The organism is [Limnothrix rosea] IAM M-220, from assembly GCF_001904615.1.
Lineage (GTDB): Bacteria > Cyanobacteriota > Cyanobacteriia > Cyanobacteriales > MRBY01 > MRBY01.
Genome location: NZ_MRBY01000078.1, coordinates 1 through 12,746, shown reverse-complemented (window position 1 = coordinate 12,746; position 12,746 = coordinate 1). Strand labels below are relative to the sequence as shown.

Here is a 12,746-nt window from a genome sequence, read left to right as displayed (position 1 = left end):
CACAATGAAGCATTGCTGCTTTGTTGTAGTGTAGTAGTCATGTTTTATGATTGCTATGAAATTATCAAGGTGCAAAACCTTATGTATTAATACTATCGTGATTATTGCGTTTTGTAAAGTGAATTAACAAAGCTCATAGTTATGTCAAGTATAGATTTTGCTTATCATTTGTTCGGCGATCGCCACCCGTCAAGGGGCTTAAGCACGATTACCTATAGTCCTGCATTTACGTTAGTTCCGACCTATGAGTGTTTTAATCGCTGCGCCTACTGTAACTTTCGTGTTGACCCGAATAGGGATAATTGGCTCGGTCTTGAAGAGGCGGCATCAAGATTAAGAACCTTAGAAAATTTAGGCATTTATGAGATTTTGATCTTGAGTGGTGAAGTTCATCCGCGATCGCCCCGTAGACTTGCCCTCATGCAGCGAATTAAAGACCTGTGCTTGCTTGCCTTGGATTTTGGTTTTGTGCCCCATACTAATGCTGGGCCTTTGAGTTTTGCTGAAATGCAATGTTTGCGAGAGGTTAACGGTTCTATGGGGTTGATGCTGGAACAGTTGCGGGATGATCTGCCTGTGCATCGCCAAGCGCCGAGTAAACATTCAGCTTTAAGGATGCAGCAGCTTGCATGGGCTGGGGAACTAAAAATTCCTTTTACAACGGGTTTGTTGCTTGGTATTGGAGAAGATGAGGGGGATTGGGCAGCCACATTAGCGGCGATCGCCACAGTGCATCAAAAGTACGGACATATTCAAGAAGTGATTTTGCAGCCCCATAGTCCGGGAACAGACCAAATTTACGACGGCCTTGGTTTTGATCCGCAGCGATTACCAGAGGTTATTGCCCTAGCCAGAGAGATTTTGCCAGAGGCGATCGCCATTCAGATTCCCCCAAACCTTGTGGCGGATTTGCAATGGTTATTGCGTTGTGTCGAGGCTGGAGCATCAGATCTCGGCGGGATTGTGCCTAAAGACGAAGTAAACCCAGATTACGAACATTTAGACTTAGATATTATTCGACAGGAACTGACAAAGGCGAGAAAGGAGTTAAGACCAAGATTGGCTGTATATCCTCAATTTGATGCATGGCTACCTTCTGCGGTCAAAAAGGTGGTGGCTCAACTGCGACGCTCTAATCTTGAGGTGTCTCAGGCTGCGCATTTGCCGTAATAGGCCATTGTAAAAGGGGATCTTGAGCTAATTGTTGTGCCATTTGGGATGCGCCAAAACGGTTGAGGTGACTGGGGTCTGAAAAATATTTATAGCGTTGCTGCCAAGCTTCTTTACTGACGAAATCTAGAAATTTTAGATTTTTTTGGGTGGACATTTGATCCATATAGTTGCGAAATTTTTCTTCGTAGCGCTCACGCACAGGATCAAGATATTGGTCGGTTAGGGGTTGATTAATCACCACTAGGTTGACTTGGTTGGCATCTAGATATCGTAACAATTCTGTAAAGGCTTGGTGTTGCTCGCCTTCGAGGTTAAATTCTGAGTAATCGCTGTCGTAATATCCAGTTACTCTTGGGTGATAGCGATAGTAGTAGTCTGGTTCAAATTGTCGAGAGAGGGCTAGAAAGCCGTCAAGATTGATCGTTTCGCCTTGAATTTCTAGGGTGCGAATTTCACTTTCTCCGGCATCTTCTTCTGGCAGTTCTGCGACATTTAAAGGCTCAAGGGCATTAAATTGTGGAAAAAGCTCTTGTAGCACATTACTTTTCAAGGTTTCTCTTTGTTCGTAAACGATGGATAGTTCTGCTAAGAATTGATTTGCTGTTTTGTTGAGATTAAAAGGTTCTTTCACCTCTGCCTCGGTTGCGGCGATCGCCTCATTTTCTTTAAGAAAAAGGTTGGGGAAGGTGCCATCTTGCAATTTTTGGAAACCCTCAGAATTGACAATAATATCGAAGGTGATGTCTTCGCGGCCACTATTGAAAGCCCGGGAACCGTCTGCCCAGATGATCATTTGGGGTAGTTGATCGGCGGGAATAATTTGCCGTAACAAGAGGTCAAAGACTTGGACTGTTGCGCCATTGAGGCCAAAGTTAAAAATATCGAGCTTCGGGTAACCCTGTTTTGCTAGAGCTGTTTGTAAGGCGTAGGGGTCAAGGCCTCGCAAGGCGCGGGAGCTCCCAACGATCAAAATATCGGGTACGCCATTTTCTCGGACTCGTTTTTGATATAAAGCCAGTTTTTCATCCAACATTGGACTGTTAAAGGAAGGATGCTCTGCTTTTTCTGGGGGGGCGATCGCCTTCGGGGCAGTGGTTAATTTCGCTAATTCTGCCTTGGGGGTGAGGATCAGTTCCGTTGTACCCGCAGTGGTAAAACCGGCACTGTCTTGATCAAAAAACTCAGACTTTTGCAATTCTAAATCTGGCAAATCTATAGGATCCGGGCTAAAGGTTTTATTGAGGGCCATATCTAGCTCTGAGGCGGCGGCGGCGTTCACTTGTTCCGGTGCATTTTGTTTGAGCCACTGGCCTGTGAGCCAATCTATCTGAACGGTCAGTAACAAGCCTAAAAATCCCCACACCAAGGCCACGCGAATGCCTTTATCCGTCATTAGGGGAACCTTCGATGGCTGCTGATACTGTTTGCTTAGGACGGGGCTAGAAACTGTCTGTTCTGGTGTCCACAATCTGGTGGCGCAGAGAATGGTACGGAGGGTTTGATTGATTTCTTCTAGTAAAGATGGTGTGCTCTGTTGGTAGTGGACTTCGTCGGGGCTAATGGCTGTGGTCGTGTCTAAAAGCTCATGTTGATTGGTGGGGTATTCTTTAAAGGCGGTGGGGATTTCGACGAGATCAATGCGGTGTTGCCAGACGGCTTTGACCTGACCAGAGCGGCGGCCGTAAAGGCGTACGCCATCGATATGGTCACTTTCTAAGTCTTTAAAGAAAGGAATCAGGGTTTCTACCATTTGATCCTTGGTCGGACAGGCGATCGCCTCGGTCATCACGTGGAGAATTTTGCCCTTAGTGAAGAGTTTGACCCGGATGCCTCCGGTGGCCAAACGATCAGCAAGATTGGGGTTAAGGGCCTTCTGCATTAAAAAAAGCAGGGCTTCTAAATTATTGTTGCGGGCGAGGGAACGGGGTGAAGGCTGTAACTTGGCCATCATCTGAGCAGCAAGGGGGAGCCACTCCACCCATAACGGGGCAGCGTCGTCGCTAAATGTCCCGTAAATAGTGGCTGATTGAACGCCTTGGGGTGCTAAATCCTCCAAGATAGGAATGGCAACTTGTAGGGCTGTTTTTTTATGGGGTTCGTTCTGCTCTAGGGGATCGATGGGGTAGCAAAAAATATGGAGGGCATCTTTTTTTTGTGAGACTTTGACGGCAATGCCGTGGGCAACCATGCCTTGGTTTAATAGGTGGGCGATCGCCTGAGTATCACCCCAGCGTCCCCATTCCCGCAACATCATTTGAGGCGGCGTTAGATCAACCCATAGCAACCATTCCGGTTTTTGTTCACCACGAATTTGACAGCGGATCACACCATCCCGGAACCCTTCAATCTGTAGTTCCCGCAGCTCCTGAACCAACGGCTCCGTCAGTAGCGCATATTCGGGACTATAGTCACACTGACAAGTAATCCATAGGCGTTTGGTTTCAGCTTCAGACTTCGTTGCCGGATAGGTCTGAACATCCGCTTGAATGCCGACCCCCAAATGGCTAAAACAATCACTCAAATACCGGGCGATCGCCTCCGGTGCACCAGAGCGCGCCAAGCTTTGGTAGGTCACCAACAACTGCTCAGAATCATTCGGGACAATAATTTGCGGCTCTTCCAGCAGCTCTAGAACATTGATCGATTTGACCCAAAGACTATTTTCAGTGCCCTCTAAACGCCCATAAACAATGAGGCGATAGATCGGTTCATGCGGTTCCGGTGTCAATAAAACGACGGGAGTACCACCGCGGCGAATCGCAGCAACAATCGCCCTAACAATTTCTTCCTTTTCCGTCGGACAATTCGTTTCACAGAGCAAATGGAGCGTGTTTCCCCGCAATCGCACTCGCAGATGAACATGACTACCGAGGGGAATCGCCTGACGCACCGCTTCATGGAGCATCGGGGCAAGACGAGGGCGATTGGTTTTTCGGTGTGACACATTCACCATAAGCTTGGGGATTTCACAAATTAAAGTGAGTCGATAACAACAAAGATAAACGAAAGCGCAAAAAAATTGTCCTAAAAAGATTCCGCTTGTAGGATGGACATGGCTTATAGACTAGAGTGCAGATGAAAGTTCAATCGCCGATTCCATCTCAATTTGTTTTGAGTATACTCGCTCCTTCTTATCTCATTACCCATCAGTGGGGAGAAAGTTTGGCACAATCAATCGTGACCCTCGGCTGCTGGAGTGAAGAAATCTTGCGGGGCGATCGCCTACCTACGCTTCCATTTCCCGCAGCTCAAGATCCGGATAAAGACCAATCAAATCAAGACCCCGAATAGATGTAAACCATCGGTTTTTCCCAAGATACAAAGTGATGTCCTAGGCAAAGTATCCTGACATACTACCCCCGAAGAACCTTTCCCCTTACAATCGATTAGATTTGCCCGATTTCCGTTTAAACATACGATTATCCTAGCCATAGACTGCCAACACCATGAATCAAATCATGCAACCTCCCAGTGCCGAAGCCGATATTCTTTCCTCCTCCCAATCCCTACTGCGGTATCGCCTCGCAATGGTGGAAGATCTTTGGCAAGCAGTACTAGAAAAAGAGTGTGGTCCCAAACTAGTTAAGCGTCTCAAGCGTCTTCGGGAAAGTCGTTCTGAAGATGGGCGTATCGGTAATTTTCCGCCCCAAGAAATTTCAAGCTTAATTGAAAGTCTGAGCCTAGAAGATGCCATTAGCGCGGCGCGCGCCTTCGCCCTTTATTTTCAGCTTATTAATAGTGTTGAGCAACATTATGAACAACGGGAACAGCAACTTTCCCGTCGCACAGTGCATAGTACTGACCCTAGTAGTAATGGCAAATCGGAGGAATTAGAGGAAATTTCCCCCACAAAAGCCGGCACATTTAACTGGTTATTTCCTTACCTCAAGCGTCAAAATATGCCGCCTCAAAAAATCCAGAAACTGTTGGCTCAGCTGGACATTCGTCTTGTGTTTACCGCTCACCCCACCGAAATTGTGCGCCACACTATTCGGAATAAGCAAAGACGTATCGCGGGGATTTTGCGGAAGTTAGACCGTACTGGGGACGGGGAAACCAGTTTTGACCCGGCAGTGTCTTGGGAAGTGGACAATATTAAGCAGCAGTTAACGGAGGAAATTCGCCTTTGGTGGCGTACTGATGAGCTTCACCAATTTAAGCCTCAGGTATTGGATGAGGTGGATTATGCGCTGCATTATTTTGAGGAGGTGCTGTTTGATACGTTGCCGGAATTGTCGGTGCGGTTGCAGCAGGCGCTCAAATCTTCTTTCCCCCATACTGAGGTGCCGCTGAAAAATTTCTGTAATTTTGGGTCTTGGGTTGGTGGCGATCGTGATGGCAACCCTTCTGTTACGCCTGATGTCACTTGGCGGACAGCTTGCTACCAACGGAAACTGGTTTTAGAGCGTTATATCGAGTCCGTTGACCAGTTGGCCGATGTTTTAAGTTTGTCGCTGCATTGGAGTAATGTGCTGCCGGAGATTTTAGATTCCCTAGAGCAGGAGCAAACTATTTTCCCTGAGGTGTATGACACTTGGGCAATTCGTTATCGTCAAGAGCCTTATCGTCTTAAGTTGGCTTACATTAAGCAACGTTTGGAAAATACCTTGGAGCGCAATCGTCGTTTGGCGACTATGCCTGCTTGGCAAAATAAAGTGGAAGTCGCTGATGAGCGTGTTTATGCTGCGGGGAATGATTTTCTCGCGGATTTGCAGCTCTTGCGCAATAGCCTTGAGAAAACGGATATTCACTGTGCTGCCCTTGATAAGCTCATTTGCCAAGTCGAAATTTTTGGGTTTATTTTGACGCGCCTCGATTTTCGTCAGGAGTCTACTCGCCACTCCGATGCGATCGCCGAAATTGTGGATTATCTCGGAGTCATGGACAAGTCCTATAACGATCTGTCCGATGCAGAGAAGGTTGAATGGCTTGTGCAAGAGCTTAAAACCCGTCGCCCCTTGATTCCAAAGGAAATGGCTTTTTCGGAAAAGGCCGTCGAAACGATTCAAACGCTACAGGTTCTGAAACGGCTACAGCAGGAGTTTGGCCTAGGCATTTGCCAGACTTACATTATCAGCATGACTAATGAGGCTAGTGATGTCCTTGAGGTCTTGCTCCTCGCTCGGGAAGCGGGTTTATACGATCCTGTTGCGGGTACAACCACCATTAGGATTGCGCCACTGTTTGAAACGGTTGATGATCTAATTAACGCGCCGGGCATCATGCGCAGCTTGTTTGATATTCCGCTTTATCGTTCTTGTTTGGCGGGTGGCTACAATCCTCCTGAGAATGGTAACTACGACGAAGTGTTTGGCGATCGCCTCTCGCCAGATCTCCAAGAAATCATGCTCGGCTATTCCGACAGTAATAAAGACTCTGGTTTCCTCAGCAGCAACTGGGAAATTCACAAAGCCCAAAAAAATCTCCAAGAAGTGGCTAATCCCTACGGCATTGACCTGCGGATTTTCCACGGTCGTGGCGGTTCCGTTGGTCGGGGGGGTGGCCCTGCCTATGCCGCGATTTTGGCGCAACCCCCCAACACCATTAATGGCCGTATCAAGATTACGGAACAAGGGGAAGTTTTAGCCTCCAAGTATTCGCTCCCTGATTTGGCGCTCTATCACCTTGAAAGTGTTTCGACTGCCGTGATCCAATCCAGTTTGCTCGTCAGTGGCTTCGATAATATTGAGCCGTGGAATCGCATTATGGAGAAGCTGTCCCAACAGTCCCGCGCCGCTTATCGGTCTTTAGTTTATGAAGAGCCGGACTTTCTCGACTTCTTTATGTCGGTCACGCCGCTACCGGAAATTAGTCAGTTGCAAATTAGCTCCCGTCCTGCCCGCCGCAAATCTGGCAAAAAAGATCTCAGCAGTTTGCGAGCCATTCCTTGGGTCTTTAGCTGGACGCAAAGTCGTTTCCTGCTGCCGGCTTGGTATGGTGTTGGCACAGCTCTGCAGCAATTTTTTGAGCAAGACCCTGAGGAAAATCTCAAGCTGATGCGCTATTTCTACTCGAAGTGGCCCTTCTTCCGTATGGTGATCTCGAAGGTGGAAATGACCCTCTCAAAGGTGGATCTCGAAATGGCGAGCCATTATGTCCGGGAGCTCGCAGACCCGGCAGATTTGGAACGTTTCCAGCCGATTCTGAATAAGATCTCTGAAGAATTTAACCTCACACGTAAATTAATCCTCGAAATTACAGAAAATGAAGAGCTTCTTGATGGCGATCGCCCCCTCCAGCGTTCAGTGCAGTTGAGAAATGGCACGATTGTGCCCCTCGGATTTTTGCAAGTTTCTCTCCTCAAGCGTCTGCGTCAGTATACCCGCGAAACTCAAGCCAGCATTGTTCACTTCCGTTACAGCAAAGAAGAGTTGCTACGGGGTGCACTATTAACCATTAATGGAATCGCCGCTGGGATGCGTAATACGGGCTAGTTTTCTTCAGATATCAGACTTCAGGTATCAATAGTGATTCAATCATGGGTTAAATATTCCGTGACAAGACAAAAAAAGACCCCATCCATGTGGTGGGGTTTTGTCTACTTAGTAAATTGTGCGATGCAAAGTGTCTTTCGCTTTTATGGATTATTAGTTTGTCTGATTAATCCCTGATATCTGATATCTGAAGTCTGATATCTGCCTAAAAGACTTGCTCGATTTCGGCGATTTCAGGAATGACTTCACGCAGTTTACGTTCGATACCCATACGTAGTGTCATGGCAGAGCTAGGGCAAGAACCGCAAGCACCTTGGAGACGTAATTTGACGATGGGGCCATCGATTTCGACGAGTTCAACGTTACCGCCGTCAGCCATTAGGTAGGGGCGCAGTTCGTCGAGGGTTGTTTCAACGTTTTCGGTGGTTAGGGCTAATGACATAATTTTTTAGTTGATTGCTAGTGTGGTGACCTTATTATAAAGTTTCAAACTCCCTCTTTTGTCATAATCAACTCTTCGAAATTATTGCAGCGAGGGTATGGGGCGATATTTGCTCAAATTACGTCGTAATCCATTGAAAAACAACAGTTGCACGAGCGATATCAGGAATAGTAGGGTATTAAATTATGCCAAGTCCTAACGATCTAGATTTACTTAATGATACCTTCGGTGATCCGGTACAGGATACGGAGGTTGCTGCTGCTCCGCCTGATGCGACTGCCATGGTTGAGTCTCTTTCTGATGGGGACAAAATGCGGCGGATGATCGCGGCGCGGTATTTCTGCGACCACAAGGATGAACGGGCGATCGCCCCTTTGATCGACATTATTACGACGGATAGCTGCCCTCTAACGCGGGTTAGTGCGGCCTATGCTCTAGGACGCAATCCTTCTGAGGCGGCAGTTCCAACTTTAATTGAGCTTTTGGCCAATGATTGGAATGGCTATGTCCGTAAGGGTGTGGTTTGGGCGTTGGGAAATTGTGGCGATCGCCGGGCGGTTGAACCTCTAATTCATGCTTTGAAAACGGACATTTCGGCGGTGCGTCTGTGGGCGGCGAGTAGTTTGGCGCAGGTGGCGAAGCTAGAGTATGAAGACATTGTCCAGTCGATTCCGCCTCTGATTGCAGGGTTGCGGCGGGACAAGATGGCGGCGGTACGGAGTAATTGCGCTTGGTCTTTGGGTCAGCTTTGTCGGGAAATGCCTTCTAATGTGATCTATGCGACGGCGATCGATGCGTTGATCGAATCCCTCGTGGAAGATGAAGATATTGGTGTAAAAGATGATGCGCGGGCGGCTTTGCTTAGAGTCGGTGACCCCAACGGTTTACAAATGATCGAAGAGCTGGAATTTGAAGGGTTAATTTAGGCTTTTGAGAAATTGTCTAAAGGCGTAAACGGCTAACCCAGCACACAGCAGAGCACCGAAGGCGACAGAACCCATTGTCACGAACCAAATCACAGCGCAGAGATGGTTAAACTAAGGGTATTTCTACCCGAAAATCATCATTAAGCCCGTGGTCACAAACACCATGCCACAACTAAATAAAACCCACAGCGGTGCATGAATTGTCGAGGGATCTGCTTTCAGGATGCCCGTTGAAACGGCGATCGGGAAAAACCCCAGCACAATGCTAAAAATACCGAGAAAATTATTCTGGGAAGTGGGTGGTGAAGACATAGGCAGAAAATCCTGTAGACTCTAAAACTGGCTCCTATAATTGGTAGCAATAGGATTTAGAGATTGCAGTCGAAAGTCATGAGTAATAGTAGTGTTACTGAGCAAATCATAACCAAGTTACATCGCCTCGAAACTTCATCTGAGGAGTCCTTGGTTACAGTTTTAGATTTTGTCAGTTTCCTTGAGGCAAGATTAGATAGACAGCCAACTCAAACGGATAGTAATTCAGGGAACTCTATCACTACAGCAGATTTTCTCTTGGGTTTATCTCAGTCTTTTGCAGAAGGTCTCACAGAAAAAGAGTTAGCGAATTTGCCTAAAAATGGCGCAGAAAACCACGATAAATACGTTCAAGTTAATTCATCTTGTTTTGAGTTGACTTCACATCTAATCGGAATCGGAGACGATTTACCAGAAGATCTTTCAACGAATCCTGATCATATGGCAGGTTATGGCTTGTGATTACAGAGTAGGTTGTTCAAATAAGGGTACTTTGAGAGATTGAGCGAGACAAAATAAATGAGCAAAACGCCACAGTGGGTGCTAGACAAAATAGAAGAGGTTAAAGTCAAAGGTTCGACGGAACTAGATTTAAGCGCTCCACGTAATAATCGAGGAAATCTAGATGCTATTCCAATAGAAATCTACGAATTAACTTTTCTAAAAGCTCTCCGAATAAACTATCAAAAAATAAGAGAAATCCCTCAAGAAATTTCACATCTACAGCACCTATCAGAAATCTCTATACGCCATAACAAAATAAATGAGATTCCTGAATCTATATCCCAGTTGAAAAACTTGGTGAAAATCGACCTTCGCAAGAACAAAATACAGGTGATTCCAGAAGTCTTTTTCTACTCAAAAAAACTCACCAGCTTTTCCGTTAATGGAAATAAAATAACGACAATACCAAATGAAATATCTCATGCTCAATCTTTAACACACATCGATTTTGGACGTAATTTAATAACTTATATTCCGGATGAAGTTGCAGAACTTAAATATCTTGAAATTTTGCACTTAGGTAGTAATAACCTTAGAGTCATTCCCGATATTATTTCTTGCCTTAGCAACTTAAAAAAGTTAAATCTCAATCGAAATCAAATCAAAAAAATACCACATTCTCTATTCCAGATTAGTTCACTCCAAGAACTTTTCCTCAATAACAATCAGATAAGTATAATACCTGAAGATATAGCTAAATTAAGTCACTTATATAAACTAGATATTGCTAATAATAGCCTACTTGAATTTCCAAAAAGCATCTTAAATTTAGAACATCTTAGTCAACTCTATATCGATAGAAATAGAATACCTGAAATCCCAGAAAGTATTACCTACTTGAAAAACTTAGAAAACCTAAATCTTTGCAAAAATCAAATACAAGAAGTGCCAGAGGCGATCGCCCAACTTCCAAAGCTAGAAAAGTTTGATGTTCGTCGCAATCCAATTGAAGTTCCGCCGCCAGAAATTGTTTTTGAGCAGGGTTTAGAGGGCATTCGGAACTATTACAAACAAATCCGAGAAGAAGGCATTGCCAAACTCTACGAAGCGAAGCTTTTAATTGTGGGTGAAGCAGGCGCAGGCAAGACAACCTTGGCTAATAAAATTCTCGATCAACATTACGAACTTCAACCCGAAGACACCACCCACGGCATCGATATCCACGAATACATTTTTTCGTATCGAGACAATGATTTTCGGGTGAATATTTGGGATTTTGGTGGACAAGAAATTTACCATGCGACCCACCGCTTTTTCCTAACAGAAAGATCCCTTTATATTCTCGTTGCCAACGAACGCAAAGAAGATACCGACTTTGACTATTGGCTTAATATTATCCAGCTCCTTGGTAAGAAAAGTCCTGCCATTATTCTGCTCAATGAAAAATTTGGACGCAAACGCAAAATTAATGAAAATGCCCTGCGGGGACAGTTCCGAAATATCAAAGAAATAATTTCCCTAGATTTATCAAAGAGCGAAGAAATCCCCAAACTCGTCAATAAAATTCAAGCCTATCTCCAGACTCTAGACCACATCGGCGACCCACTGCCAAAAACTTGGACAAATCTGCGAACTTTCCTCGAAACTGATGGACACAATTACATCACCATAGAAAGCTATCTCGAACTATGTGATGACTTTGGTTTTAAAGAAAATACCGATAAACTTTCCCTGAGCCAATATCTCCATGACCTTGGCATTATTCTGCATTTTCAGGATGACCCACTGCTCAATAAAACCGTGATTCTCAGTCCCGAATGGGCGACCGATGCTGTTTATCAAATCCTCGACCACCCCGAAATTATTGAGAACTATGGCACATTTAGTCGCAAAGATCTGAGCCTGATTGCGATTAATACTGCCTTTGAAAATATGCAGGATGAAGTCTTGCAATTGATGCTAAAGTTCCAGCTTTGTTACCGCATTACAGAAACTGCAAATAACTATATTTCGCCTCAACTTCTTGACCCCCAACAACCGAACTATGGCTGGAAACATAAAAATAATCTTGTTGCTGAATACGACTATGAGTTTATGCCAAAGGGAATTATTAGCCGTTTTATTGTGGTGATGAACCGACTAATAAAAAATCAAGGTTTAGTGTGGCGTAGCGGTGTCATTCTCACGAAAGATAATACTGATGCGGAGGTGATCGAAAACCTGCCTCAACGTAGAATCACCATTCGAGTGCGCGGCGACCATCGGCGTAATTTATTAACGATCATTTTCCATGAACTAGACAAAATCCATGATTCTTTCCATGGTCTGAAAGTTGATAAACTGATTCCCTGCAACTGTCCCCAGTGTAAACCCAAATCTAATCCCTATCTTTTTCCGCTAAAGGATATCCAGAGGGCGATCGCCGCCAATCGCAAAACCATTGAATGTCGCTATAGCTTTGCAGGAGTTGACGTTAAGGGACTAATCGAAGGGATTTATGACCCAATGAGCAATCTGCCTTCTCCGGCGAGAGACGCAGAATTCCTTAGAGACATTACGATTAGAGATAGCACCGTCACTATTACCCCAAATCCCGTGACTGATTCTGAAAATTCTCAGCCCAAGCCCGACCCAAAACTTCCCAGCACTTTCGTTAATGCTTCAATCTTTGCCTTTTTGCTGCTGATTTCTCTCGGTGTTGTCCTCACCCTTGCGAAAACCTTGACCATCGTTCAGTTGGCGATCGCCTTGATTGGTTTAATTTTGGTTTATGTGACTACGGGTGTATTTACCTTGCGCTCATCCGAACAACTAAGGGATACCTCCACCGTTGTATTGATTCAGGCAGTGCTTAAACAATTACCGCTACTTGGTAATGTCATCAATAGTCTGCTAAAAAATAACTCTTGAGAAATTAGTACTTTTTGTGACCGATGAAGGCGTTTTTTGGTGAGTAACACAACGTCAGTTATGGATAAGAATGTAGCCAAAATTCTTTAGAGAAAAGGAGACACG

General features: G+C 45.2%; 9 protein-coding genes. 6 read left to right on the top strand and 3 right to left on the bottom strand.

Annotated features, from left to right (window positions below; all coding sequences use genetic code 11):
* The first annotated feature begins 141 nt into the window (after positions 1-141).
* Entirely contained in the window at positions 142-1,170 is a 1,029-nt protein-coding gene (cofG, locus tag NIES208_RS17785) for a 7,8-didemethyl-8-hydroxy-5-deazariboflavin synthase subunit CofG (RefSeq protein ID WP_075894330.1), read from the top strand.
* On the opposite strand, the gene NIES208_RS17780 is transcribed toward cofG, so the two are convergent.
* Entirely contained in the window at positions 1,133-4,126 is a 2,994-nt protein-coding gene (locus tag NIES208_RS17780) for an SGNH/GDSL hydrolase family protein (protein WP_075894329.1), read from the bottom strand. The genes cofG and NIES208_RS17780 overlap by 38 nt on opposite strands.
* 158 nt (positions 4,127-4,284) lie before the next feature.
* Here NIES208_RS17780 and NIES208_RS17775 point away from each other — a divergent pair, with 158 nt between their 5' ends.
* Positions 4,285-4,464, top strand: a complete 180-nt coding sequence (locus NIES208_RS17775) for a hypothetical protein (protein ID WP_225875347.1) — start codon at positions 4,285-4,287, stop codon at positions 4,462-4,464.
* A 155-nt stretch (positions 4,465-4,619) separates the two neighbouring features.
* Positions 4,620-7,607 (top strand): phosphoenolpyruvate carboxylase, encoded by a 2,988-nt coding sequence (gene ppc, locus NIES208_RS17770; protein ID WP_075894327.1) that lies wholly within the window; start codon positions 4,620-4,622, stop codon positions 7,605-7,607.
* Between the two features lie 205 nt (positions 7,608-7,812).
* On the opposite strand, the gene NIES208_RS17765 is transcribed toward ppc, so the two are convergent.
* Positions 7,813-8,049 (bottom strand): NifU family protein, encoded by a 237-nt coding sequence (locus NIES208_RS17765; protein ID WP_075894326.1) that lies wholly within the window; start codon positions 8,047-8,049, stop codon positions 7,813-7,815.
* A gap of 185 nt (positions 8,050-8,234) precedes the next feature.
* Here NIES208_RS17765 and NIES208_RS17760 point away from each other — a divergent pair, with 185 nt between their 5' ends.
* Entirely contained in the window at positions 8,235-8,975 is a 741-nt protein-coding gene (locus tag NIES208_RS17760; RefSeq protein WP_075894325.1) for a HEAT repeat domain-containing protein, read from the top strand.
* 123 nt (positions 8,976-9,098) lie between these two features.
* Here the strand turns inward: NIES208_RS17760 and NIES208_RS17755 are convergent, their stop codons facing one another.
* Positions 9,099-9,287, bottom strand: a complete 189-nt coding sequence (locus NIES208_RS17755) for a hypothetical protein (protein WP_075894324.1) — start codon at positions 9,285-9,287, stop codon at positions 9,099-9,101.
* Between the two features lie 150 nt (positions 9,288-9,437).
* Here NIES208_RS17755 and NIES208_RS17750 point away from each other — a divergent pair, with 150 nt between their 5' ends.
* Positions 9,438-9,749: a hypothetical protein gene (locus NIES208_RS17750; RefSeq protein WP_216349434.1), complete on the top strand. Its 312-nt coding sequence runs from the start codon at positions 9,438-9,440 to the stop codon at positions 9,747-9,749.
* A 57-nt stretch (positions 9,750-9,806) separates the two neighbouring features.
* The gene (locus tag NIES208_RS17745; protein ID WP_075894322.1) at positions 9,807-12,641 is read left to right on the top strand and encodes a COR domain-containing protein; all 2,835 of its coding nucleotides are present in this window, start codon (positions 9,807-9,809) and stop codon (positions 12,639-12,641) included.
* Positions 12,642-12,746 lie beyond the last annotated feature (105 nt).

Coding starts and splice junctions, on each gene's coding strand:
- cofG (WP_075894330.1), top strand. CDS start 142: ATGTCAAGTATAGATTTTGCTTATCATTTGTTCGGCGATCGCCACCCG.
- NIES208_RS17780 (WP_075894329.1), bottom strand. CDS start 4,126: ATGGTGAATGTGTCACACCGAAAAACCAATCGCCCTCGTCTTGCCCCG.
- ppc (WP_075894327.1), top strand. CDS start 4,620: ATGAATCAAATCATGCAACCTCCCAGTGCCGAAGCCGATATTCTTTCC.
- NIES208_RS17765 (WP_075894326.1), bottom strand. CDS start 8,049: ATGTCATTAGCCCTAACCACCGAAAACGTTGAAACAACCCTCGACGAA.
- NIES208_RS17760 (WP_075894325.1), top strand. CDS start 8,235: ATGCCAAGTCCTAACGATCTAGATTTACTTAATGATACCTTCGGTGAT.
- NIES208_RS17755 (WP_075894324.1), bottom strand. CDS start 9,287: ATGTCTTCACCACCCACTTCCCAGAATAATTTTCTCGGTATTTTTAGC.
- NIES208_RS17745 (WP_075894322.1), top strand. CDS start 9,807: ATGAGCAAAACGCCACAGTGGGTGCTAGACAAAATAGAAGAGGTTAAA.